The organism is Nocardioides sp. NPDC000445, assembly GCF_040300245.1.
Classification (GTDB): domain Bacteria; phylum Actinomycetota; class Actinomycetes; order Propionibacteriales; family Nocardioidaceae; genus Nocardioides.
Genome location: NZ_JBEPDH010000005.1, coordinates 159,793 through 183,862 on the forward strand (window position 1 = coordinate 159,793; position 24,070 = coordinate 183,862).

Genomic DNA, 24,070 nt, shown 5'->3' on the forward strand with positions numbered 1-24,070 from the left:
ACTGGGCACGCGGTCAGAGATCGGTGGGAAGGTGGTGACCGAAGCGCCACTGGGAGCGATCATCGGCCCCTCCGAGACGGTCCATCAGGTCGCGGGCGCGCGCATGGGCGGCGTCGCGGGTCTCGTCCTCGAGTCGTCGGCGGGCGGTGAGATCGTCGTGTACGAATTCCTTGAAGTCGGCGTCGCGGTTCTCGATGGACTGCTCGACAGGGGAGGCTGTGGGTGGCTCGCCGGGCCAGGTCGCTTGTCGGGTGGGTCGGTCGCGGTCGATCTTGGTGCCACAGGCGGAGACCCAGTCGCGTAGTCGGCGGCGGGCCTCGGCGAACTCCCGATGCCACATCAACGGTGCCGATGGCGGTGCTTCGGGTTCGTAGGCGTTGAGCCAGGCGATGTGCAGGGCGGAGAGCTCCCAGACGAGTTCGTCGTGGCGATGCCACAAGGGAGGGACAACGGCGACGGGGAGACCGTAGGAGTGGCGTAGCCAGTCGACCCAGGCGTTCAGGTCGAGCCACTCACTTTGGGCTTCCTCGGCGGTGAGGAGGTTCCAGTTGACCGGGCGTGGGATATCGTCCCCGCTGCCGCCCTCGTAAGTCCCGACCATGGCCGTCCGGCCTCAGAACCCGATGGCGTGATCGATGGCCTCGGTCACCGCCGGCGGGGCCGGGTCGGAGGCGGCGGATTGGCGTCGTACGACCTCGTAGGTGGTGCGGGTCAGGTCGTGCCCGAGTCTGCGGGCGACGAACTCCTCACGGGTGACCGGTTGGCCGTCTCGGGTTGTCTCGTACGCGTTGACGTAACCGGAGGCGACGAAGGAGTCACCCACCCTGAACCGGGCAAACGCCCGCTCTGCCGCCGTGTCGAACGCAACGAGGTCGCAATACTCCGAGTCGAGGCGGGTGAAGCTGCCGTCTGTCTCCTTGCGGAACCGCTCGACTCCGATCCTGGCGCGGAACCTGTGGACACCGTTGCGGCTTCTGGTGAGTTCGGGGTTGGTCGCGATGTAGCCGTGCAGGCTGAGCTGGGTGGGGATGGACATGGGTTTCTCCCGGTCATGCGGCTCGCTTCTCGAAGCCGCTCTCGGAAGTAGAGGTGCGCACCAGGCTCCGCATTTCGTGCCTGCCGAACCGAGCGGGCGTTATCGGCGAGCGCAGCCAGGTTCGAGCGGGCTTCGGCGAACGTCACGACATGGGTGAGAAGCATGGGTCGGGTCCCTTCGGGAGGGGGTGGTGCGGATGACGTGCACGGTCGCCGCCGACGCGGCTGCAGGCCCGGTCAAGTGGGCCTGCTTGTGGAGAAGGGGAACGTGAAGCCCGCATGGACGGCGTGTGCGCTCTCGGGGCTTATGGATGCCCGAGCCACCGGAGCGTTCGCTGATGTGCCCTCCCGATCACCGACACCGCTTGCTCGGAGTCGCTCTCGGAAGTCAGGTGCGCGGAGCTGTTCTCGCGGTGCTGGCAGTGATCAGGTTGGGTTTGTCACGCCGAGGCAGTGGGAGCAATCGTTGCCTGCTGAGCTTCGTCGGCCGGCCGAGCCTGCTTCGCCTCGGAGCGGATCTGGTGGCGCTGAGCGCGATCGAGTGTCCTGGAGCTCAGCCGGTCGTACACACCGGATCCGGTCATCTTGCTGCCGACGAAGATGACATCGTCGCGGTGTGAGTGCGGTCCGTATCCCGATGAGAAGGCGACGGCGAGGGTCGTGCCGACGTCGACCCGGTCCCACCAGAACCAGGCGTCACGCGCCTGCGGGTCGCCGTAGACGGTGATCACCGCCTTCGTTCCGTTGGGTGCGAGCTGGTACACGTCGACGACGTGGACGATGGTCAGTCCGTAGTGCGCAGCATGTCTGGCGAACCGCACCCACTTGGCAGCGGCCCGCGCGTCCCGGTGTTCGAACATACGTTCACGATACGCCGCCTCCTGGGAGCGCGGTTCCATGCGCAGGTTGACCCGTGCCGTGCGCCGAGGGCTCCCGGCGCCCTGAACCCGGATCGTTCACATGTTCGATATACGATCTGTCTTGAGGGTCGATTCTCAGCCAGGTGATGGAGGTCGACTTGCCGCGTACACCGCCGTTCTTGGTTTGGGTGGACTCATCGGGTCGGTTTGGAATCCACAGCGCCCCGGGGCTTCTGCTGGCGTGGCGGCGTACGCCTGAATCCGGGCTTGGCATCCGGAAGGAGTCGGAGTGGGAGTGCCTGGTGATCTCGGCGAGCGAGCCGGCACCCACGAGTCCTGAGAGCCTGTGGGTCTATCAGCATTGGATGAACCCGGCTCATGTGCGGCCCGTTGATGCCGAGAAGCCGCCGGCCTGGAGGTGGAAGCCCCGTTCGAGGCCTGCGTAGTCACTGTGGCGTCGGGCGATGTCCGAGTTGCTTCTCCGTCGCGGCGCGGAGCCGGTAGAGCTCGTTGCTGTCAGGACGGGCTGTCCAGCGACGCAGGTTGGTGACGATCGGTGGCGTGGACCGAAGCAAGGCGAGGCCTGTGCCGAAGGGGAGGGTGCGGATCGTGTCCGGCGGGAGGATCGGGACGCGGCGGGTGGAGCGTTGGAGTCCGCGGGATCCGTGGTCGCCGATGGTGATGGTGTCGGTGTGTTCGTCGCGTTCGCCGATGAGGGTGGAGAGGTCTTGGAGGTCTCGGGTTGCGGCGGTGCCGCCGAGGATGACCTTGACGATGGCGGCGTCCCAGATGGCGTTGGCGGCGTGGTCACCCCACTTGTCGCGGGCCTGAGAGAGGGACTGGAGGACTGGCATGGTGGTGATGCCCGTTCCGCCCCCTTCGGCCATCAGCGTGGGAAGCGAGGGGAGTGGGGCAAGGTTACCGATCTCGTCGAGCGACAGCAGCAGCGGTGGGTCGAGGCGGGCGCCCGGGGAGCAGGCGGCCAGGTGGCGTGCCGTTTCGACGAGGTCTTCGATGAGTGCGGCGACCAAAGGCCAGGAGGCACCGGCGCCGGCTCCGGTGGCGAGCAGATAGAGGGTGCCGTTGTCCTTCAGAAACGTGGTGGGGTCGAATGCCTCATCCTCGGTGGGGCTGACGGCGTCGAGGACGCGTGGGTCGGCGAGCGCGGAGAGGGCTAGGGAAACGCCCATCCAGATCGAGTCGCGGGTACGTGGGTCGGCCTCGATCATCGAGTCCAGCGACTCTGCCCACCCGGTTGCGGCGTCGGGCCGGCTGGCGAGGATGGCCACAGCGTCGGCTGCCGCTGACGGGGCGAGCGTCCAGGAGAGGAGCTCGGCCGGCGTACGTCTATCGAGGGCTGCGGCGTGGAGCAGCGCCTGAAGAGCGGTGCGGGTCTTGCCTTCCCAGAACCCACCGCTCTCGACCCCACCGGCCGAGAGCCCGGTGGCGGAGGCGAGCCCGGTGGCGCGGATCATCGCGGTGAGGGGGTCTTCGCAGCCTCGCACGGGGGACCAGCGCAGGCCATGGGGGAGCCCGTCGGCGAGGTGTTGGGGGTCGAAGACGGCGACCGGTCCGCGTTCGCGGCGCGCTTCGAGGGTGATGGCGATGTTGTCGGGGCGGGTCGAGGTCGTGACCACCGCCCCCGGTGCGTCGAGGATCGCGTTGACGACCAGGTGTAGACCCTTTCCCGAACGTGGTGGGCCTAGCACGAGCATGGAATCCTCGACAGAGCTCCATACGCCTTGCCCGCCTGCGCGGCCGAGGAGATACCCGACGTCGTGGGCCGCCGGTTTGGGGAGGCTGGGGCGAAGGTTATGTGCGCGCTTGAGGAGGGCAGTCTCGGAGGCGGCGCGGAGGACATCGCGGCGAGTCGCGACGCCATCGACGCGACGTGGGTTCCGCTTCGATGTCTCCCGGATGTGGCCGACCACATGCCAGCCTGCCCAGCCAACCAGCCCGACGATGGTGAGGAGGGCTGCGACCACGAGCCAGTAGGCGATTGGGGAGAGAGCGGGTGTGCCGAGGGCGGCACCTGGAACGGCGGGCTTGATGATCACTCCGAGTGCTCCCTCGAGCCCGCTCTTGGGCCTCGCGACTCCGGTCATTCGTGCCGCGATCGACCCGGCAACACGGAGAAGACCGAGGCCGATCGCGCTGCCGAGCACGGCGATGAGCCCTAGGTTGACCAGCTCGTCGTCGACCTGGCGTGGGTTGGGGTTCATGGCAGCACGCCGCCGTCGGTGATGGTGGTTGGGGTCTTCGTCGTCTGCCCGATGAGGACGAGGTTCTCGCCGTACCGGTGGACGAACGCGGGTGGTAGGCGCACGGCCACAGTGCCGTCGGGCTCGGCGGTTCGCCGAGCGACCACGACCGTGACCAGGACGTCCTCACCTGCACCGAAGCGTCCGCGGATCCCGTATGAAGTCGGCTGAACAGGCGCGGGTTCTGCGGGCACGGGGCCACGGTCGCTGGGTGTTTGGATGTCGACGTACTTCGCACCGTTGGACTCGGTGATCTCGACGCGGATCGGTCCGAGCTCGTCGGCGATGTCCGCCAGGAGCCCCCGCACCTGGTCGCGGCCGAACCCGGGCGGGACAGCGTACGGCTCCTTGTCCACCGACACCGTGAACGCCTCGTCGGCGCTGACCTCGACTCGGACAACAGGAAGAGCGATCGGAACACCGGTCCCAGGACGGCTGGACACTACAGACCTGACCGTTCGACCGAGTCGCTCCCTCGCGCCCGGTGACTCCGGTCGACGCCGCCAGAGGTCGCGCGAGCAGGATGGTTGTCTTCCAGTCTTGGCGTACCGTCTGGGATCTTCTCGGTGTCGAGGTAGTTGAGGATGCTGATCGCCGCGACACGGACGCGGGCGCCCGTGTCCTGGACCACCTGTACAGGATCCTTGCCGGGCACTTGTGAGGCCCACCTCGACACGTATGGGACGGTGTACTGACGGCTGTCCATCCCGTGCGCGGCTGTGATCATCAACGAGACGCCCTCAGCCTCGACCTCCCTGATGCCACGGTGTCGAGCGGCGTCCTCCTGCATGTCGATGGGGCCGTGAAGCACGACGTGGCCCGCCTCGTGCGCGAGCGTGCGGACCATCGCCGCATCGTCCATGTCCACTCGGACTGATACCGAACGGGTCATGAAGTCGGTGATGCCGTTACAGCCGCCTATCGCCTTGGCATTCGATACCAGCCGCAGGTCGAACCCGCGCTTGGTGATGTGCTCGGCCAAGGCCTCCCACAGCCCGTCAGGTGCGGCGCCTTCAAGGAACTTCGGCCTGGGCTTCTCAGGAATCGGATCGCCCTCGGTCTGCGAGATGTCCCAGACGTATGCGGGCCGTAGTCCGACCATCTTGGACCTCGTCGTCTCGCCGGGCTTGGCGCGCTCGCCGCCCGCGAGGCGCCGCCACGAGTTGGGGTCGTTGGGTGTCATCGATGCGACTCTCACCTTGACCGGCGCCATGATCTGGGTGCCGGGCTGGCCCTTCATCACCGATCGTCCGAGGGTCTGCCACTGGCGGAACCCGGCGACGTATGTCGGGGTCGGTGCCGGCACCAGGCCCTGTGCGTAGTGGTCGGCGTGTGCCTGATGGATCAGGAGAACGTTGTGGAAGCTCCTGCTTCTGAGCCTGGTCGCGAACTCGAGCGCGCGGAGCCAGTCATCGCCAGTGACCAACCGTTCGACCTCGGTCACCAGCCGCGCGTGCATCACCTCGAGCTGCGCCTGACGCTTCGCCCGCGCTCGCTGCTTGTGATCAGTAAGCCGTGTGTGCCGTGCGTCTTCCTGATTCCATGCCATGTAGGTGAGGTGTGCACGGTCCGACGCTCGGGGTGACTGGCCTTCGCGATCGCCGTTGGGCGCCACCCCAGGGTTCTAGCCAGGGCAGTCGAGCCCGTTGCTCGTTGGTGACGGGGCCCGTTGCGCAGGCGTGACGGGGCAGCGAAGATGGTCCCATGGAGGAGTCCCTCACCGTTCGGGTGCAAGCTGGCGGGTGCTTCGAGTGCGACGGGCGGGGAACCATTCGGGTGATGCACCGGCCCTTACGTCCGGTCGTGCCGGTCGTGCCTGTCCTGCAAGAGTGCCCGACCTGCAGAGGACGCGGCGAACTCAGCGGCATCGCAGGGATTTGAACGGACATAAGCGCTGCTGACAGCGCCGTGTCAACGCCGAGACGTGAGCATGTAGGGCCGACTACTCATCAGCGTCGGCAAGCCCTGCTGCGTGGGTACGCAACGTCTCAAGGTCTGTATTGCCGCCCGGTTCACCTCCCCAGCTACTCATCCGCGTCCGCCAGACCTGCGGGCTGCCAGGATGACGGCTTTCTCTTCCAATTTCCTTCGACGCCGCCTGGCAGTTGGATGACGAGGTGGAACGGTGTCGCCGGTCGGTCCCAGGACTCGCCGTCATCGACGGGTTCGCTGAACTCATCGCAGGCGCGGTGAATCACCTTCTCGAACGTTGCGAACGCTTGGGAAGGGGCATCCGCGAGCACTTGGTCGGCTTCGTAGACGACGAAGACGTACCCGGTGCCTCTAGGGAGCCATTTAAGATCAGCGAGGCACTCGTCGAAGGCGGGCCAGTTCTCGCCAAAGTAGTACGGGAACTGGAGCGCAGCGGAGACCTCGTTGAAGAACTGGTCCTCAGTCCGCATCTTCGAGCCGCGAACAGCCCGAACCGTCAAACCTGCTTCGGCCCAGCCGTGGGAAGCCGCGGCCAAGTCTCGGGATGCAAGGTCAGACTTTATGAACGGGTTGGCACGAGTGACGCGCTGCAGTGCACTGAGACCATCTGACTCGACGCTCACTTTCGTGCTCCCCACCGGCTGAGACCACCGCCATCGAGTGAGAGCACGATGGCGCCGTTGGGGCAGGTGATGGACCATGCCTCGAAGTCTGGATCTGGTGCGACGGTGAGGGTTGCGCCGTTGTCGAAAGTGATTGTCAGCGAGCCACCATCATCTGCGACTGCGTGCTCGACGGTGTGGCCCAGGAGAACACGCAGGAGGTCCTGGTCGGTCTCAAGGTTCTGCGGATCGATGGGCATCGACGCTTGTCCGGCTTCAGTTAGTACGAGTGACGTCTCGATTCGAACCGACGTACCTCCTGACAAGCCCAGAGTGACCGCGTGCTCAGAAGCGATATGTTCGATGCTTCGCGCGGCGATGTCGATGTCCATGCGCTACCGCCCTTCTCCCCACGAGGAAGTCCGGGCTCGCGTTGCGGCTCGACCGGCGTCTGGCACCGCATCCGACTGGGCGCAGGTCAGAATGCTGGACCGTGCCGATGACTTTACTGGAGTCCTGTCCGATCTCATGCTCGGAAGAGTGTCACGCCGGGCCCGTAGGAGTCGGTGATCTCGCTCTTGAAGGTCATGTCGGGGAAGGAGCGATGTGCATGGTCTGGCCAGATGTGGCTCAGGGCGGTTGCGACGCTGCTCAGCGCATCTTCCTCGGCAGGATCTGTGGGCTCGAACACATCCCACAGGTTGACCTGGTTGATGACTCTTTCAAGGGCTTGTGGCGAATGATCGAGGTGGGTTGACCAGTCCGCGAAGGTTTTCGGGAAGTACCGGTCCTTGAAGAGGACGCAGCCCTCGACCTCGATCAAGGGTGGGGTGATCAGGTTGAGGAGCAGCACGACGTCGGTGACGCTCAACTGCTGTGAGAGATAGTCGAGTGCGCTCGCCGGTGGGACAAACGCTCGACTCCAGTCAACGAACCTCGGCATCTCGTCTGGGGAAGTCATCGCAGTCCTCGCGTTTCGGTGAGGGCAACTGTCGTCGGAATCAGCGGGGCAGGGTGCGGAGGGCTTCTACCTTATTCAGGAGCTCTGGATCTGCGGAGAGGTCGACGGTGTAGCCAGCTCGTTCGAGCATGAGCAGGGTCGGGGCCAAGACCGCGTCGAACAGCGGGGCCAGGACCGGATGGTCGCGAGATTTGCTAACGCGCGCGCGCAGGGCAGTGGCGAAGGTATGGAACGAGGATGGGTCGACCTCGACGTAGTCTTCGGCAATGAAGGTGAAGCCGGGGTCGACGCCAATGGTTGTCCCGAGTGCTTGAGCGCAGGATGTGTACGCGGTCCCGACATCGAGTGCGGGCGACCAGACGGTCTCGTCGTTGATCTCGATGATGAAACTCATTTACGCGAACCTAACCCTGATGTCGACGCCAGGGTTTGCTTGACGTAGCGCTTCGATGGCTGACTCAACACCTGCCCTGAAGCCGGGGTCCATCCCAGGGCTGGTGAAGTCGAAGCCGATTGGTGCGTTGTCATATCCGGGCATGTGCTGGCGAGCTTCCATGTAGCGTTCGAACTTTCCGTTGACGTGCTTGTCGATCCACTTGTCGGGGTCCATGGCCTTCGTGGCGGACTTCTCTTCCCATAGGACGCCGTTCTCGATCCTGTCGATATCCGTGATCGTTCGCTCGGGGTTGGTCGGATCCATGACCTGATGATCGGTCTTTCCCTCGAGACATCCCATCAGCCCGAGCGGATCGGTCCACCTGGTCGGATTATGGACGTAGTTCGATGGGTTCGGTGCAGGCGCAAGGCCCAGTCGGTCCTGAGCGATGTATCTGGCGGTCGACGCGTCGTAGTAGCGGTGGACGTTGTAGTAGAGACCCGTCTCGGCGTCCACATACTGGCCTGGAAATCGCAGAGGGGTGAGAGAGTCGGCTGGGTCGGAAGGAGCGCCCCAGAGAGTGCGCTTCGTGTGCCACGCCAGGTCGCCTTCGGGAGTGATGAGTTCGGTAGGAGTGCCGACGAGATCGGTGATGATGGCGTAGAAGCGTGTGTCGACCTCGTCGTCGGACAGGTTGAGTTGCGCGACGGGGTGTAACCCGTCGTGGGTCCACGACCGTGAGCCGGTTGAGGTCGTCTCCTCGATGAGGGTGGTGCCGTCCCATGCGAAGAGGATCTCCTCGCCTACATCGCCGCTCTCGGTGAGGCGGCGCTTGGCGACTCGTCGGCCAAGGATGTCGTAGTGGTAGCGCCAGTGGGTGCCGTCGGGGGTGCGTACGCCGGTCATGCGGTCGTCGCCGTCCCACTCGTATGTCCAGGTCTCCGGTCTGCGGGAGAGCCGGATCTTGGTCCTTCCGACGAGCCGACCTTGCTCGTCGTAGCGATACCTGTTGCGGCCTGAGCGGGTCAGCAGGGTTCCGTCGTATTCGCGACGTTCGCTATCGGCGGCGCCGTTTGTGAGTGACCTGGTGATGTTGCCCATCGGGTCATACGCGTAGGCCTCGGTCCAGCCGGAGCCGGTGACGGAGGTGATCCGGTTGGCAATGTCGAGCTCGAAGCGGCGGGCGCCGGTGAGTTGGTCGTCGATCCCGACCAGGTCGCCACCGGTGGCGTAGGTGTAGCCACGCTGTTGCAGCACACGCGGTTCGGCACCCGCCGACGGCGCAGGAACGGAGCCGCCGAGCCCGCCAAGTCGATCCGCGAGCGAGTTCCCGGCGGCTGCGGCTGGAGGAGTGGAGGTGAGGGTCTGGCCGGTGAGCTGGCCGAGCTGGTTCCAGGTCTGGTCGAGGGTGGCGCCGCCAAGGTCGCGGCGTATTTCCCGGCCGAGGAGGTCGCGGTCGATGCCGAGGAGGTGCCCGTTGACGGTCACGCCAGTGGGCTGCGGAGCGGAGCCATAGGTCCAGGTGGTTTGGACCCCGGCGGGTGTGGTCCGGGCAAGTCGTCGGCCCAGCTTGTCATAGGTCGAGGTGACGGTGCGGCCGTTGATGGTCTCGGCGGTGATCCGGCCAAGCGGATCGCGCTGGAGGACGAGCTCGACCTCGGGTCCGGTCGCCCGCAGGAGGCGTCCGAGAGGGTCGTACGTCATGACCGTCGCGGTCTCGCCGACTCGTTGGGTGGCGATGTTGCCGAGGAGGTCACGTTCGTAGGCGACGACTTCGTCGGCGCCGTTGATACGGCGGGTGAGCTGTCCGGCGCGGTCGTAGTCGTAGCGCAGCGTACGGCCGTTGTAGTCGGTTTCCGCGACGAGCCTGCCGGCCGGGTCGTAGTCGTAGGACCAGGTCCCGCCCTGGGGGTTGGTGACCTGCCGGAGCCGGAGCTCCGGATCGTACTGATAGCGGGTGACCGATCCGTCCGGCGCGGTGACCGCGGCGGGGAGGTCGAAGTGGGTGAACTCCGTGCGCGTGATGCGGCCTGCCGGGTCGGTGTGTTCGACAGGGTTGCCCTCGCCGTCGTACGTCCAGGTCTCGGTGGTCCCGTCGGGCAGCGTGCGGGAGGCGAGCTGGCTGTCCGGGGTCCAGGTGAGGGTGACGGTCGCCCCGAGTGCATCGGTGATGGTCGTGACCCGGCCGAAGGCGTCGCGCTCGAGGCGGGTGGTGTTGCCATCGGCTTCGGTGATGACGAGCGGGAGCCCGGCCGGATCGGTCTCGATGGTGCGTACGTTGCCGAGCGCGTCGCTCACCGCGGCCAGGTGCCCGCGCTGGTCGAAGGTGAAGGTGGTGGTCGCGCCGAGCGGGTCCGTGGCAGCGGTGCGGTTCCCGTTCTCGTCGTATTCGAAGACCCAATCGGTTCCGTCGGGCAGCACCGTCCGGGTCGGCTGCGGGCGGCCACCGGCGTCGGTGTAGGCCACCGTCTGCTGCAGCCCGTCGGGCCGGGTGAGGGCGACCAACGTGCCGTCGGCGTCGTAGGAGAACGAGGTCGTCCGGCCTAGGGGGTCGGTTCGGGACTGCAATCGGTTGCGCTCGTCCCAGACTGAACGGGTCTCACCACCCAGGGCGTCGGTGACCGAGAGGACCTGGGACCGTTCGTTGATGAGGAACCGGGTGGAGTGCCCGGCGGAGTCGGTGACGACGGTCTCGCGCAAGGTGGGGCTGATGACGGTGTAGGCGAAGGTGTTGGCCATGACACCGTCGGTTCCGGCCTGGTCGACACAGCGGCCGGCATCGTCGTAGCGGTAGGTGTAGACGGTGTCGTTGCGGTCGGCCCACTCGACCAGCCGACCGATGTCGTCGTACGCGAACCGGAGTGGGTGACCGGAGGCGTTGATGACACCGACCAGGTGCCCGGCATCGGTGTCGCCGAGCCCGTAGACGTACTCGGCGACCTTGACGGGCTCTGCTCCTTGTTGGGTGCCGTCGTCGCGGACCACGGTGAGTGCGGTGATGCGTGAGCCTTGGGTGTCGATGAGGATGCGGTAGCCGCCGGTGTGGCGGATCTCGACCGGTGCGCCGTAGGGGTCGCGGGCGATCGTGTAGCGGTGGCCGGTGGGGTCGGTCAGGGCCGCCAGAATTGACCGGCCTTGGACCGGGGCCAGGTAGTGACGCTGCTGCCCGGTGGCCAGATCGGTGAGGGTGTAGCCGCCGACCTCGGTGACGCTCAACTGGGTCCTACCGCCTGCTACGGGTTCGGTGGGTTCCTCGGGCGTGGGCTTGGGGAAGACCTGTGCGGTCGCGTCGGCCCGGACCACGACGACGTGCTCGCCGTCGTCGTCGAGGTCGATGCGCTCGTCGAAGGTGGAGGCCCAGGTGCGGCCGAACCAGAGCCCGTAGGTCCAGTCCGAGGAATGCTTCCGCGTCACCACGAGAGGGAGCACACCGGGGAGATGAAGGTCGGTCTGCTCAAGGAACACCGCGCCGGTGGCGACGTCGACCGGGTCACCACATACGTTCTTGCACTCGTCTGGAACACCCCGCCTGGCGGTGTCGGCAGCGTCGTCGCCGATGCGGGCGGCGTCATCGGCGAACCGGCTCGCGTCATCACCCAACCGAGCCAGATCGTCGAGGGCGCCGGCTCCCTTCGCCGCGGCCCCGCCACCGGCGGTGAGCGCGGTGATGATCGCATCCGGTGCCAGCCGACCCGCGGCTTCGGCGGGGTCCGTGGTCCAACCGCTGCCCACCAGCGCCGAGGCGAGCTCACCGGGGTGGGCGGTGGCATAGACGAGCCCGGCGGCGGTGTTGGACACCGTCTCGGTGTACTCCGCCGGGTGGAGCAGGTTGTAGGGGTCGGTCGGGTTGATCGACCGTGCGAACCGGGCCATCCCGGCCAGGCCCTTGAGCGCGCCGCCGGTGAAGTGCATCTTCTGGGTCTGACCCCAGGCGGCCAGGTCGGTCGCGTTGGCGCTCATCCGGCCCACGAAGTCGGGGGACTCAGGGGCGGTCGCGGCTGCCGAGCTGATCGTGGACGCGGCCTGGTCGCCGGCCTCGTTGCGCTGTCGGCGGGCTTCCTTGAGGGTCTGCTGGGCGGCCTCGAACAGGGCGGGCCCGGGGTCGACGAACTCACCGGGCGCGGTCGGCTTGGTGCCGGGGTCGCCACCGGCGGCCGCGGTGGCGTTGTAGCGGTCAACGGCCGCGTTGTAGTCGGAGACCTTCGCGTTGTGGGCATCCAGCGCCGCCTGCTGCTTGGTCTCGGCCTCCTTCCACTGCCGGATCGCCTCCGCGGCCTGGTCCTGCGCCCACGTCACCGTCGAGGAGAACGACTTCAGCGCACCTGAGGCCTTCTCGCACGCGGCCTGCGCACGTGCCCAGTCGGCGGGAGTCTTGGACCATCGCGCGTCGTACGCGTCGCCGGCCTGGCCCTGCCAATTGCCGGTGTCGATGCTCGACATCCCTGCTGACACGTTCCCGAACGCCTTGGCCAGGTCATCGAGGTGGGAGACGTCCTCGTCGATCTTCCCGGTGTCGCCGTGGATGAGCTGCTTGGGGTCCTCGGTCTCTCCCAGCTGCATCTCGCCGACATCGGCTCCGAGCTGGTCGGCCAGCTGGTCGCCGTGCTCGCGGACCCAGTCTGCGGCGGACTCGGCGCCGATCGCGTCCAGACCGTCCTCGGCGACGTGGGACACCTGCTCGACGCCCTCGCCGAGGAGCTCGGCGCCGTCATCGATCGCGCCTTCGACCGTCTCGCCGACATCGTTGGCGCGGTCTCGCAGCCAGCCTCCGATCCCCATCAGCGGGCGCCGCCGTCGACGTCGCTGCCAGAGTGTCCGTCACCGGACTCCTCGCCTGGCTGGTCGACTGGTTCGGTGCCCTCGGCCGGTCCGGTCACGCCGTCCCACGCGGACTGTGCCTCTTCCTGGGCGTAGCCGAGCGGGTCGGTGATCTTCTCCTGCTGGGTCTCGACCCAGTCGTTGCCGACCGTGCTCCAGGTCTCGCCCATGCGCTCGTTGGCCGCGATCTGGGACTCGACGGAGTAGTCCGGCTTCCAGTCGTCGAAGTTCTCGCCCCACGACTGCGAGGTGATCTCGGCCTCCGACAGGTGTGGGTTGCCGGCGACCGAGGTCGCGATGATCTTGCCGGCATCCGCGACGTACTGGTCCTGCTCGTGGAAGAGCCCGGCCGCCATCCCCAGCGCCTGCGCCATCTGGTTCGCGTCCTGCACCAGAGCCCGTACGCCCCAACCCCACCGCTCACAGAACCCGCCGAACGCATCGGCCAGCCCCGAGTGTCCGGCTTCCATCCCGGACAGTGCCATCGACCCGAAACCGCGACCGTGGCTGCCGGAGCCGAGCATACCCATGTCGTTGAGCTCACCGATGGTGGCGTTGATCCCGGACTCGGCGCGCTTGAGCGCCTCGGGGTCGACGTTGAGGTTCTCGCCGCCCATCAGGCCGCCCCGTCCACGTCACCGGCTGCTGCTGCGTTATCGGCGGCGCCCGCCTCGGCCACCGGTATCGATGGGACAAGCATCGGTGCGGTGCTGCCGATGTCGAGGGCAAGCCCGGTCGGCAGCCCACTCGAAGCGGCCAGCTCCGGCAACGCGGCGTCGAGAAGCCGGTCCGCGCGCACGGTCATGAAGTCGACATCGGCCGTCTCATCGGCCCCTCGCACCGCGGCGTACCTCGCCAGATCCCGGATGCTCGTGAACGCGTACAGCCACCGCACGCCGTCCTGGTCGCCGGTGAGCAGTTCGGTCTCGCTCCACCGAAGCACGTAGAGCACGCTCTCACGCAGCGAACGATCGAAACTCGAGGCGTCACCCACCCCGCCACGTACCAACTGGATCTCGGTCCGCAACGGCGCATTCCGACGATCGATCTCACGGTTCGCCGCGTCTGCGGGGTCGCTGACGGCCGGCTCCTGCTCCAGTTGATCAAGCGTCATCGTGGGTCCCTCCCGATCGGGGCGAACGACATCGTCCTAGAGGTCTTACCTCGAACCCGGATCCTTAAACTACCGAAACAGTAAAATCTCGTGGCGTGGACATGCCCGTACGACGCAGCACCCTTCCGGTGGCCGAGCGACGGTATCCGCTGGTGGTGCTCACTGGGGCCTCCGGTGCTGGCAAGTCCACGATCGTCCCGTTGCTGATCGAGCGCCTCGCCGGGACTTGTGTCGTCTTCGATGTCGACTGGCTGATCGACCCACTTCGCGAGGCCTCGCCCGACCGCGGCATCGAGTGGGGCGCGTTCCGCGACACCTGGCTCCACGTCGCGGCAGGCCTGGCGCAGAACCGGATGCCCACGATGCTGGTCGGCCCGTTCATTCCGGAACACCTCGAAACCCTGCCCGGTCGAGAACTCCTCGGCGAGATCGCGTACGGCGTGCTCGACTGTGCCGACGACGTGCGCCGGACACGGATCGAGGCCAGGCCTTCCTGGCGTCTGCGCGACATCGACGAGCAAGTTGCGTTCGGTGCCTGGTTGCGTACAAACCTCACCCCAGTGTTCGACACGGACACGGCGACCCCAATGGCAACCGCAGACGCCGTCGCCGGATGGATCCAAGAACTCCAACCCGAAACCGGGCGGTAGCCCAGTAAGCGGCGGCGCCGAGGTAACGGCGCGGTGTCGGTGGTAGGGCGAGTCGGTGCCGCGCCACGTTCTTGGCGGTCGCCGGGCGCCCATCCTGGGTAGGCGTCGTCACCTCGCTGGGAATCAAGTCTCCAGTGCCCCGACCAGCTCGCCTGCCCTGGCGGCGGCCTTGTCGATGCGTGACTGGTCGGCCCGACAGGCGTGCAGACATGACCTAGCGATGATCGACTCGACGTCCTGGTTGATGCGGTGCCCGTTGGACCGCATTCCGATGACGACCTCGACCAATTCGAGGAGCAGGTCACCCAGGAACTCCTCGGCTGAAGCGGCACTCGTTGCCGTGTCGCCCTCGCTGATGACCTGAGTCCCAAGCCGCGCATAGGCGTCCGCGAGGTTCTGACGCGCGGTCCCGAACGGTCCGAATACCTCCTTGCACTGGACCTCCGGCAGAACTGCGAGGACCCCCGCGTTGTGCGGCGCTCGCGCCAACGTGCGTACATCGAGTGTGACCAAGAGATACAGAAGCACATCGGGTTCGACACCGGTCACGGCGCCCAGGGTCTCGAGCTTCTCGATCTTGTCGAGCGTGGGTCGGATCGAACGCTGCAAAAGATCGGCGAGGATCTCGTCCTTCCCAGACGGGAAATGGTAGTAGATCGAGCTTTGCCGAATGCCGACCGCGTCGGCGATGTCTCGGGTCGAGGTTGCCGCGACACCCTGGTCTACGAACAACCTCGCCGCAGCATCGAGGATCTCCTCGCGCGGCTCCATCCGTGACCTGTCCGCGACCTGCGGAACGAGGCGGGGTCGGCCCGCCCGACGTACCGGTAGTCGTCGCTGGAGACTGATCGTGCCCACATCGCTCACCACGCCACGGCTCCGTCATCCAAGCGGTGAAGGCCGTTGAGAACGGCCTGCAGTATCGCGGGGTCATGCGCCGGGGCCAGGGGGCGGTCTGGGGAGGGGCAGCCGGATGAACCCGCAGTACGCCGCGGCAGGACCGCCGCCCGCTGAGCGTGCAGTTGTTCGTGCTCCGTGTCGAAGGAGAGCTCGGTGGAGTGATTCACGTCTGGATGCTCCTGCGTCGTCACTGTCCTGGGTCCTTCCCAAACCGCGGCCATGCAGATGGTTGTGGTGCGCCTCCAAATCTGGCGCGGGCCAGATCTGGAGGCTTCCCCACCCGCACACAACTGGCTTGAGCCAGTTGGCCCGATTGACGCTATAGTGGCTTAAGCCAGTTGTCAACGACTGGCTCAAGCCAGACTGCGATAGGTTCGAAACTGTGAGCGATAGAGCCCCTCAGGGACCGGAGACCGCGAGCCGCAAGATCGCCGCGATCCTTCGATCCGCGATCGACCGAGGAGACCTCCAGCCCGGAGACAAGCTCCCGTCCGAGCGCGAGCTAGCAGCGACGTACGAGGTCGCCCGCAACACCGCACGAGAGGCCGTGCGCCAGCTGGCCGAGACGGGGCTGGTGGTGGCTGAGCACGGCCGGGGCGTCTTTGTGCGGACCAAGCCGCGGCTGATGCGCTTCGGCCAGAGGCGCTACTCGAAGAAGCTCCGCGATGAGACCGGGGTGTCACCGTTCCACGCCGAAGTGATCGCTCAAGAGCGAACCCCTAACGCCTACATGACCAGCATCGATCAAGTCGTTCCGCCACCGGAGATCGCCGAACGGCTCGGCGTCAGCGACGACACCCCCAGCGTCGTACGCCGCGAGAACTGGTACTTCGCCGATGCTGAACCGATGCAGCGTGGGGTCACCTACATCCCATGGGACATCGCCAAGGACAGCGTTCTCGGACGCAGCGACGACCTTGGCCCCGGCGACCTCTATGCCCGGTTCGAGGACAAAGGACACCTCATCACCTACACCCGCGAAGAAGTCACTGCTCGGATGCCCACACCTGAGGAAGTCTCAGGGCTCCAGCTCCCGGACGGCGTCCCCGTCCTGGTCGTCCTTCACCCCGGTCTCGACCAGGACCGTCGGCCGTTCGAGGTCACCGAGTTCGTCATGCGTGCCGACTACACCGGGCTGGACTACACCATGAAGGTCGATGAATGAGTCCAGTGAGCCGCCTAGATGTCCGACCCCGCCTCAGCGAAGACCTCCCCGCACTCGCCGACGTGCTCATGAAGGTCCACGCGCTCGATGGGTATCCGGTCGAAGGTGTGGCCGATCCCATCGGGTGGCTGACCCCACCGAGGACCTTCGGCGCATGGACAGCCGTCTACGGCGGCCGACCTATCGGCCAAGCCACCATCACCCGCGCAACTGCCGACGACGACGCGGCACGCATCTGGCACGAGAACACTGGGGGAGATCTCGACCAGCTCGCCATCCCCGCCAGGCTCTTCATCGATCCCGACCACCGCAAGAACGGTGCCGGCGGCGCACTGCTATCTGCTATCCGGAATCACGCCGAGAACCATGGCCTCGAGGTCGCCTTCGACGTGATGCTCAAGGACCGAGCTGCCATTCGGCTCTACGAGGCATCCGGATGTACGCGGATCGGGCTCATCGAGCATCACCACGGGGATGGAAAGATGGAGCCTGCCGCGGTCTATGTCGTTGACCGGCCCGGTCCAAGAGGCGGACGGATTCAGTGACCGAGCGCGCTGAGCGATGGGCCTGCCTTCCGAGAACAGCGAGTCTGTGGCACAGCCGCATCCACCACACGGTCAGAAGGAAGCTAACGTGACACGGCGGCGGAAATCCTGGGAGCCCGACTGGGAGACCCCGGTCGACCGCGCGTACCTCCGTGACCTTGTCGCGGTACTCGACGACGTCTTTGTCGGTGCCCGGTTCTTCCGGAGCGGCGTCTATCGACTCTCGGTTGCGCGGCCGGACGACCCGGACGACCTCCTCGACGGCATCGCCGCTTGGGAGCGGCACACCGAAGAGTCCAACGACCGCCACACGTTCAACGGAGCCTCCGTCTTCGGAAACGGGCGCGTCCATGTCTCGCTCGACGAAGGCCGAGGCCTGACCCTCTTCGCCGACGACCGCACTCCCGTTGAGCACTTCGCAGCCGTGGTCGCCGAGTTCATCGCGATCACCGACGACGACTGCGCGACGGTCGTCGTTCAACGATGACCCTGTTGGCGCTGGGGCATTCTGGCGAGAAGCTGGTCTGAACGCTGACGCGCGTCGGTTTCCATCCGGCGAGTTGCAGGGTCGCTGGGCAGCCGTGGACAACTGTCGGCGTTGCTAGAGGTCCGCTCAGAGGCCGAATGCATCTCGCTGACCTGGAACGGGACGTTCCATGATGGACCGCGGTTGCGCGAGGCGGGTCCTGCGAGCCGTGCGGGTTGCGTCGTGGGCGACGTTGTACCTCGTCACAGAAAGGGTCAGCGCATCCCGAAGTCCTGCCGCGTGCGCGATCTCCATGGCTTGGTGGATCAGGAGCACGTTCTTGAAGCTCCTGCTGCGAAACTTTGTCGCGAACTCCATTGCTCGGCGCCGGTCGTCGCCACTGATCAGTGCGTTGACTGCGTTGGCGAGACGCTCATGAAGAGCATTCAGTTGCGTCACGGTCCGCACGAATGTGGTTCGTCGTCATGCAACGTAGGTGGGGGCCCGGGGCCTGTCCAGGATCTGACGCTGAACGAGCCCCCTCGGGCCGCGAGCGTACTCGCGCACCACAACGGGGCGTCGCGGGCGCTACGATCGAGCTGTGCCGGACGAAGTGGAACCTTCCGACGTTGGACCGATTCGGATGCATCTCGAGCCGATAGGGCTCATCTGCGGAGGCGATGGAACACCCCTGCGTGAGACATGGGTCGACCTCAGCTCCCGGAGCCAGATCCTTTACGGTCTCAACGGGGCGGGCAAGACGACCGTCCTGGATAGCCTCAAGCACGCACTGCTCGGAAAGGTAGGCGGTGGGCGGTTGCTCACCAGGCTTCCATTCAACGACTCTGATCTCGGAGTGCAGTTCGCCGACGCGCTCAGTTTGATCCTCACCGGATCCCACGTCCTGATGCTGGAACAGGCGATCGAGATGTTTCTTGCGGCTCAGCGGGACACCCGCGAGTTGGAGTTTGACAGGCGAATTTCGCAAGCGAGACTCGGCTGGGACGTGCCGGGCTCAAGGTTCGATGATCTCGACTGGTCCGGCTTGCTGGAAGCGATAAGCCAAAGTGATGTGTGGCTCTTCACCCCGACGGCACAAGGCGGATCGACGTGGTCCGTCGCTCCGGTCACTCTCATTGAAGGGTCAAGCAGGTGGTCTGAGCATCTCGCGGAACTGAAACTGATCCTTGGGCACGAAGATGGTCCGCTCCCTGGGGACGTGGGACTTGACCTTCTATGGTTCGAGGAGCCAGAGGGTGACGCACCCGTTGGCATCGTCGGATCATTGATGGAGCGGTCCACCGCGGCCGTCGCGTGGAACCCCTGGTGGCCGTTCGGCCAGGTGATCTCGGATGATCCGGTCGATGTCGCCCGCCTCACTCGCAGTCATCTCGCCTCGGGTACCAGGACTCGATGGGGCTTTGGGCCCAGCGGGATTGAACGTGGCCCCGTCTTGGACGCGCGTGTCAGAGAGATCGAGCGCCGCGCCAACCTCGCTGTTGCGGACTTGCTCATGGACTCACCTGCATTGAGCCTCGCTCTTGGTGACGACACGGCCTGGTTCGCTGGGCGAAGTTGCACATGGAGCGCGACTCGTTTTGAAGGCGACGTCCCTCTGCCTCCGGGTAGGTTAAGTTGGGCTGAGCAGCGGTGGATGCAGATCGCCGTCAGGCTGGCCATCGCGCACGAGTTGAACGCATCTTTCGACAGACAGACCGCAGAAGTAATGGAGGACGACTGGAACCCCGCGGATGCTGTTGAAAGCCGCGCCACCACATGGCTCATCTTGGACGAACCAGAACGTGGACTTCATCGGAGGGCCGAGTCGTGGATGGCGTCCGGAATCGGGAGACTGACAGAGTCCGGCGTCAGGCCCATCCTGGCGACGCACAGCCCGGACCTCCTCGACCACGGGCTCGGCGACGTGAACTACGTGCGACGCCGAGACCAGAACCGGCCAGGTTCAGTGATCTCGATGCGAGACTTCGCTGGCGTGCGCGAAGACCTGGGCCTCAACCCGTCAGACTTGCTTCGCCGTACGCGCGGAATCGCCTTGGTTGAGGGTGAGCACGATCTGGAGATCCTGAGAGGCATGATCGGAACCGAGCTGCAGCGACTCGGCGTCGAGGTGCTGCCGCTGCGCGGCGGGAGGCAGCTCAAGACCATCGTGGACTCCCGTTTCCTATACGAGTTCACCGATGCCGTGCTCTTCCCTGTCCTCGACGACCTGAGCCTCGGTCCGATCACCGAACTTTGGGACAAGGTTGTCGCAGAGGCCCGAACCAGGCCAGCCTCAGAAGTCATCAGCGACCTCAAGGGCGCGCTTAAGGAGCAACTAGGGAAGGGCTCGGAATTCCTAGAGGAGTTCCTCACGGCATCGGTCAAGAACGGGACCTTCGATCGAGTTCAACCGTTGGGCATTCCGCAGAGTGACATCCTTGAGTGTTTGCCCGTCACCGATTTCGTCCCAGGGGCTGAGAGTTGGCAGGCGGTTCGCAGCCAGGCAGAGCGCAACAACGGTGGCGTTGCGCCGTCGGAGACCAAGTTCAAGGAGTTCTTGAGAAAGGTCCATCGAGCCAACCTCGCACCCGAACACCTCAGGTTCCTAGCGGAGAGGTGCCCCGTTCCCCCTAACGTCAAGGCGTTGCTGGCGGCGCTGGACGCTCGCATCTCACAACAGCCATGACGCAAGATCCTTGAGGGAGTCGATACCCGGGACCTTCACGAACACCCGGGCCGGGTTGGGGCTGGACTATCGGCCCTGGGGCCGTGAGGATACGCTGGACGTCCTCCAGTAGAAGGCCCTCACCGCCTGCGTGGGAGGGGGCTATGGATCTCGAACTCAGGTTGGTCTGTCTCAGTTGCGAGCGGTGATCCACGTTTAGGAGGGTGGGGCGGGTTCTAGAACCTTCGACATCAGTTTGATCGTTGGTCAATACTCAGTCGAACTTTGCACTTTTGCACTTGCACGGGCCGAGGTCTCGTAGATCGCGAGCTCGGCGGGGTGGAGTTGGTGTTGTACGACGAACGATCGGTTCTTGATCCGCCACAGCCCTTGCCCCGTGCCGAGGGTCGGAAGCAGCGAGCGTTCCGTACCGGTCAGTCCCAACGACTCCGCTGTTACTCCGAGCTGGTCGGACTCCTGGCGGTAGACGACGCGCGTCTCGGCGTTGGCGAGCAATGAGGAAGCGAGCCCACGGGCGGCCGAGCCGCGGTCGCCGACGTTGTCCAGGTCGGTGAGCTTGTGAAAGATCAGCATGTTGGCGATGCCGTAGTGGCGGGCGAGGCGCCAGTGGGCATCCATCCGGCGCAGTAGCGCCGGGTGCTGCATGAGGCGCCAGGCCTCGTCGTAAACGACCCAGCGTTGGCCGCCATCGGGGTCGAGGAGTGCTGACTCCATCCAAGCTGAGGCGCAGGTCATGAGGACCGAGATCAAGGTTGAGTTCTCGGTGACACGGGAGAGGTCGAGGGAGACCATCGGGAGGGTCGGGTCGAAACGTACGGTCGAGGGCCGGTCGAAGAGACCGGCGAGGTCGCCGGCCACCAAGCGACGCAGGCCGTGACCGGCCATGCGGCCGTCCTCGGTTAGCCGGCCGTCGGGATCGTCATCGGGGTCAGGGGATAAGAGCCGGTCCACGACGAGGGGGAGAACCGGGACGGCGGTGGAGCGTACGGCGGCGGCGAGAGCGACATCGATGGCGGTGTGCTCGAGTGGGGTGAGCGGACGGCCGAGCATCGTTTCCGTGAGGGCGCCGACAAGGTCGCGCCTGCGTGCCGTGATTTGAATTGCCCATTGCGCATCGTCGATGCCGGTGGGGCGATGTCCCTCGTCGAGCGGGTTGAGCCGGTTGGGCATTCCGTGCCCGAGTGCGATGGCTTGTCCGCCGACGGCTTGAGCTACCGGAGTGTGCTCGCCTTTGGGGTCGCCGGGGACGTATACGCGGCGGCCGAAGGGGATGGAGCGGGCGTAGAGGCTTTTGGCGAGGGCGGATTTGCCGGCGCCGACGATGCCGGCGAGGACGAGGTTGGGGGCGGTGATGAGGCCGCCGGCGTAGAGGACCCAGGGGTCGTAGACGAAGGAGGAGCCGGAGTAGAGGTCAGTGCCGACGAAGACGCCGTCGGAGCCGAGGCCGCCTTCGGCGAGGAAGGGGTACGCGCCGGCGAGTGTCGCGGAGGTGTCTTGGTGGCGAGGAAGTCGGAATCGGAATGGGGTTCGCAGAGCCGCGGGAGCGCGTTCGCCGGACCTTGGCAGGGGCTGCATCTCGCGTCGTTCCGCGGACGCAGCGGCAGCGGCGTCGCGCAGCGCGTCCCGCCGTGCAGATCGGTCTTCGGCGAGTCGACGACGGACCAATCTGCTACGGAGTCTGCGGTTCTTCCTGCGTTCCTGGGGGGTGACAAGGGAAGCGGCGTGGAGGCGGTCCTCGTTCATCGGAGGAGATGCTCCGCCGTCGCCGCGGGGGTGGCGTTGTTGGTTGCGGAGAGGGTCGGCTCGGGTGGGCCGTACGCGATCCGAGCTTCATCCTGGTGGGCGCGGTCGAGGCCAGAGGCGGCTTGGATCAGGATCTCTGCGGCGCGGTGGAGCTCCCACGAGACGGCGTAGGAGGTCGCCCGTCCGCTTCGAGCGCTCTCGGCTACCCGTGCGCGACCGGGATCGAGCCGGTCGTGGACCTTGGCGATCTGATGGAGGGATTGGGCGAGGGAAGTGATGCTGAGTGACAAGTTCCCGACCAGGTCGTAGATCTCAGTGGGATCGGTGATGTTGCGAGTGGTGTGGGCGAGACGTCTTGATGACTCGCGTGCCGCGCTGGCATGTTCGTTCGACGGGGTGGTCATCTGATGCTCCTTCGTGGCGGGTGGGTACCAAGAAGGTGCGGAGCAGATGCCGCCCGGTGGACAGCGTCGGTCAAGCACGGCAACGAACAGCGAGAATGACGACGCGACAGCGACTTCTCTTGGCGACGTGGCACTCAACTCTTGCAACGACTCGTGGGAGGGACCGTGCGGGCAACGCGATCCCTCCCACAATTGGCGCCGGGCAGATCGGCCGTTGGCTATCCGATCGCGTCCGGCCGTTCTTGGGGCCTCTCGAGCAGCGCCAGCAATCCCGCGACCTGGCGGGGTTCGATGCGTCCACTCTCTCCAAGAGCGTTCGCAACCTTCACAACGACCAGGGCCACCTGGTCTTGATCAAGGTCGTCAACCAGCCTGGCGAGCGCCTTCGCCACAGGGCTTGCCGACAGGCCGTCTACGCCGAACCATTCGTGAGCCACCATCTCTCTCACACGCGCCTCACTGACTCCAAACATCCGGGCCAGCGCCGGTAGACAAGCCGGCGTCGGTGGATGTGCGACGGACCACGGGTCCTTGGCGCTCGCGAGCTTGGTGAGCCACGAGGTCGACCGCGCGTACCCGGCCCGTCTCGCGACGTCCGCGTAAGACCCGGTCGTGTTGCGTACGCCCTTGACAGCCTGGGTGAACGGCCTTGCGGTGCTGTTGTTCATCGCGTCCTTCCTCATGCTGCGGTGGATACGTACGGCTGGCCCGGTCCGTCGAGCCATGCGGGCGGTCGCATCCCAAGGCTCGCGATGTTCCAGAAGGCGGCGCGTCGACCTATGACAGTCCGGACACGATAGCCATCGGCCTCGGACACCAGAACTGCTGCGAGCGGATCGCTGAGGAGGTCAAGGTGAAGTGGAACAACAAAGCACCATGACGCCGACCGCGGGAACCAGTAGCTGCCAACCGACGACGCGTCGAACGTCTTGAACGACTGCTCAAGCTCTCGCACTGCCGCATGAACCCGTGCGCGAGCCTGCATGCGGTCGAGACCTTCCAATCGCTCGGGATGGTCGTCTGCAATGTGTCGCGCGTCCAGCCGCACGATCCGGGCAGATGGGTCAAAGTGCGGTGGTATCCAGCCGTCAGCGACGCGCTCACATACCTCACATGCGTCAGCCGGTGTCACATCCACAAGGTCGACGTAGCCCCCGAAGTACGAGTCGACGTACTCGGTCACCAAGACGATCCGCCGACCCTGGCGATCGCGCATCAACAGTGCGTTGTGTTCGACATTGTCGACCCGGTGCCACAAGTGGCGCTCATTGTTGACCGTGAGACGATGGCGGATCGCGCTGGCGAGGCCGGACAGTTGACTCGATCGCGTCTCGTGACGAAGTTGTTCGGGTGACAAACAATCTGCGATGCGATCTATGTTCTCTCGAACAAACCGATCGACATTAAATCTCTTCATTGGAACTCTCCTTAGAATTTCGCGAACGAAAGTTTCGTACGCGAACGAAGCGGTAAGGACTATCCTTGCCGCGTTAGAAAAACTTCTAAGGCCAGGGCTGGAAATTAGTTTCCCGCCGCTAATGTCTGCCAACGA

General features: G+C 65.6%; 23 protein-coding genes. 5 read left to right on the top strand and 18 right to left on the bottom strand.

Translation table 11 applies throughout. From position 1 onward, the window contains the following. Window positions 1-13 precede the first annotated feature (13 nt). The 13 genes from ABT304_RS08685 to ABT304_RS08745 all read right to left on the bottom strand — a co-directional run bounded on the left by ABT304_RS08685 (window position 14) and on the right by ABT304_RS08745 (window position 13,959). Window positions 14-601 (bottom strand): hypothetical protein, encoded by a 588-nt coding sequence (locus tag ABT304_RS08685; RefSeq protein ID WP_350714464.1) that lies wholly within the window; start codon window positions 599-601, stop codon window positions 14-16. 12 nt (window positions 602-613) lie between these two features. Beyond that, window positions 614-1,036 (bottom strand): single-stranded DNA-binding protein, encoded by a 423-nt coding sequence (locus tag ABT304_RS08690; protein WP_350714465.1) that lies wholly within the window; start codon window positions 1,034-1,036, stop codon window positions 614-616. A 439-nt stretch (window positions 1,037-1,475) separates the two neighbouring features. After that, on the bottom strand, window positions 1,476-1,895 hold the full coding sequence (locus ABT304_RS08695; protein WP_350714467.1) for a hypothetical protein: 420 nt from the start codon (window positions 1,893-1,895) through the stop codon (window positions 1,476-1,478). A 446-nt stretch (window positions 1,896-2,341) separates the two neighbouring features. Continuing rightward, window positions 2,342-4,117: a TraM recognition domain-containing protein gene (locus ABT304_RS08700; RefSeq protein ID WP_350714469.1), complete on the bottom strand. Its 1,776-nt coding sequence runs from the start codon at window positions 4,115-4,117 to the stop codon at window positions 2,342-2,344. After that, window positions 4,114-4,599: a hypothetical protein gene (locus ABT304_RS08705; RefSeq protein ID WP_350714470.1), complete on the bottom strand. Its 486-nt coding sequence runs from the start codon at window positions 4,597-4,599 to the stop codon at window positions 4,114-4,116. Before ABT304_RS08705 ends, ABT304_RS08700 begins: the two co-directional genes overlap by 4 nt. Beyond that, window positions 4,599-5,600 carry an ArdC-like ssDNA-binding domain-containing protein gene (locus tag ABT304_RS08710; RefSeq protein ID WP_350714472.1) on the bottom strand — a complete coding sequence of 334 codons (1,002 nt, stop codon included), beginning with the start codon at window positions 5,598-5,600 and terminating at the stop codon, window positions 4,599-4,601. The genes ABT304_RS08705 and ABT304_RS08710 overlap by 1 nt, the downstream gene beginning before the upstream one ends. Before the next feature lie 580 nt (window positions 5,601-6,180). Further along, window positions 6,181-6,711: a barstar family protein gene (locus ABT304_RS08715; protein ID WP_350714474.1), complete on the bottom strand. Its 531-nt coding sequence runs from the start codon at window positions 6,709-6,711 to the stop codon at window positions 6,181-6,183. Beyond that, window positions 6,708-7,082 carry a DUF6188 family protein gene (locus tag ABT304_RS08720; protein WP_350714476.1) on the bottom strand — a complete coding sequence of 125 codons (375 nt, stop codon included), beginning with the start codon at window positions 7,080-7,082 and terminating at the stop codon, window positions 6,708-6,710. Before ABT304_RS08720 ends, ABT304_RS08715 begins: the two co-directional genes overlap by 4 nt. Window positions 7,083-7,216: 134 nt before the next feature. Further along, entirely contained in the window at window positions 7,217-7,651 is a 435-nt protein-coding gene (locus ABT304_RS08725; RefSeq protein ID WP_350714477.1) for a hypothetical protein, read from the bottom strand. A gap of 40 nt (window positions 7,652-7,691) precedes the next feature. Beyond that, window positions 7,692-8,045 carry a DUF6086 family protein gene (locus tag ABT304_RS08730; RefSeq protein ID WP_350714479.1) on the bottom strand — a complete coding sequence of 118 codons (354 nt, stop codon included), beginning with the start codon at window positions 8,043-8,045 and terminating at the stop codon, window positions 7,692-7,694. Then, the gene (locus ABT304_RS08735) at window positions 8,046-12,806 is read right to left on the bottom strand and encodes a putative T7SS-secreted protein (RefSeq protein WP_350714481.1); all 4,761 of its coding nucleotides are present in this window, start codon (window positions 12,804-12,806) and stop codon (window positions 8,046-8,048) included. Further along, the gene (locus ABT304_RS08740; RefSeq protein WP_350714483.1) at window positions 12,806-13,462 is read right to left on the bottom strand and encodes a hypothetical protein; all 657 of its coding nucleotides are present in this window, start codon (window positions 13,460-13,462) and stop codon (window positions 12,806-12,808) included. Before ABT304_RS08740 ends, ABT304_RS08735 begins: the two co-directional genes overlap by 1 nt. Beyond that, window positions 13,462-13,959, bottom strand: coding sequence for a hypothetical protein (locus ABT304_RS08745; protein WP_350714484.1), 498 nt, complete (start codon window positions 13,957-13,959; stop codon window positions 13,462-13,464). Before ABT304_RS08745 ends, ABT304_RS08740 begins: the two co-directional genes overlap by 1 nt. 101 nt (window positions 13,960-14,060) lie before the next feature. Here ABT304_RS08745 and ABT304_RS08750 point away from each other — a divergent pair, with 101 nt between their 5' ends. Beyond that, window positions 14,061-14,609 carry a phosphotransferase-like protein gene (locus ABT304_RS08750; protein WP_350714678.1) on the top strand — a complete coding sequence of 183 codons (549 nt, stop codon included), beginning with the start codon at window positions 14,061-14,063 and terminating at the stop codon, window positions 14,607-14,609. 123 nt (window positions 14,610-14,732) lie between these two features. Here ABT304_RS08750 and ABT304_RS08755 read toward each other — a convergent pair whose 3' ends face one another. Next, window positions 14,733-15,380, bottom strand: a complete 648-nt coding sequence (locus ABT304_RS08755) for a TetR/AcrR family transcriptional regulator (RefSeq protein WP_350714486.1) — start codon at window positions 15,378-15,380, stop codon at window positions 14,733-14,735. Between the two features lie 511 nt (window positions 15,381-15,891). On the opposite strand from ABT304_RS08755, the gene ABT304_RS08760 reads away from it, so the two are divergent. From ABT304_RS08760 to ABT304_RS08775, 4 genes are all read left to right on the top strand, one after another. Continuing rightward, a complete protein-coding gene (locus ABT304_RS08760; RefSeq protein WP_350714488.1) occupies window positions 15,892-16,674 on the top strand; it encodes a GntR family transcriptional regulator in 783 nt (260 codons plus the stop codon). Continuing rightward, entirely contained in the window at window positions 16,671-17,219 is a 549-nt protein-coding gene (locus ABT304_RS08765) for a GNAT family N-acetyltransferase (RefSeq protein WP_350714490.1), read from the top strand. Before ABT304_RS08760 ends, ABT304_RS08765 begins: the two co-directional genes overlap by 4 nt. A gap of 16 nt (window positions 17,220-17,235) precedes the next feature. Beyond that, window positions 17,236-17,706 (top strand): hypothetical protein, encoded by a 471-nt coding sequence (locus ABT304_RS08770; RefSeq protein ID WP_350714492.1) that lies wholly within the window; start codon window positions 17,236-17,238, stop codon window positions 17,704-17,706. A gap of 580 nt (window positions 17,707-18,286) precedes the next feature. Further along, window positions 18,287-20,371: a hypothetical protein gene (locus tag ABT304_RS08775; protein ID WP_350714493.1), complete on the top strand. Its 2,085-nt coding sequence runs from the start codon at window positions 18,287-18,289 to the stop codon at window positions 20,369-20,371. A gap of 246 nt (window positions 20,372-20,617) precedes the next feature. On the opposite strand, the gene ABT304_RS08780 is transcribed toward ABT304_RS08775, so the two are convergent. The 4 genes from ABT304_RS08780 to ABT304_RS08795 form a co-directional block, all read right to left on the bottom strand. Continuing rightward, window positions 20,618-21,946: a putative type IV secretion/conjugal transfer ATPase gene (locus tag ABT304_RS08780; RefSeq protein WP_350714495.1), complete on the bottom strand. Its 1,329-nt coding sequence runs from the start codon at window positions 21,944-21,946 to the stop codon at window positions 20,618-20,620. 164 nt (window positions 21,947-22,110) lie between these two features. After that, window positions 22,111-22,518 (bottom strand): hypothetical protein, encoded by a 408-nt coding sequence (locus ABT304_RS08785; protein WP_350714496.1) that lies wholly within the window; start codon window positions 22,516-22,518, stop codon window positions 22,111-22,113. 218 nt (window positions 22,519-22,736) lie between these two features. Further along, window positions 22,737-23,201 carry a hypothetical protein gene (locus ABT304_RS08790; protein WP_350714498.1) on the bottom strand — a complete coding sequence of 155 codons (465 nt, stop codon included), beginning with the start codon at window positions 23,199-23,201 and terminating at the stop codon, window positions 22,737-22,739. Further along, window positions 23,198-23,935, bottom strand: a complete 738-nt coding sequence (locus ABT304_RS08795; RefSeq protein WP_350714499.1) for a hypothetical protein — start codon at window positions 23,933-23,935, stop codon at window positions 23,198-23,200. Before ABT304_RS08795 ends, ABT304_RS08790 begins: the two co-directional genes overlap by 4 nt. Between the last annotated feature and the right edge of the window lie 135 nt (window positions 23,936-24,070).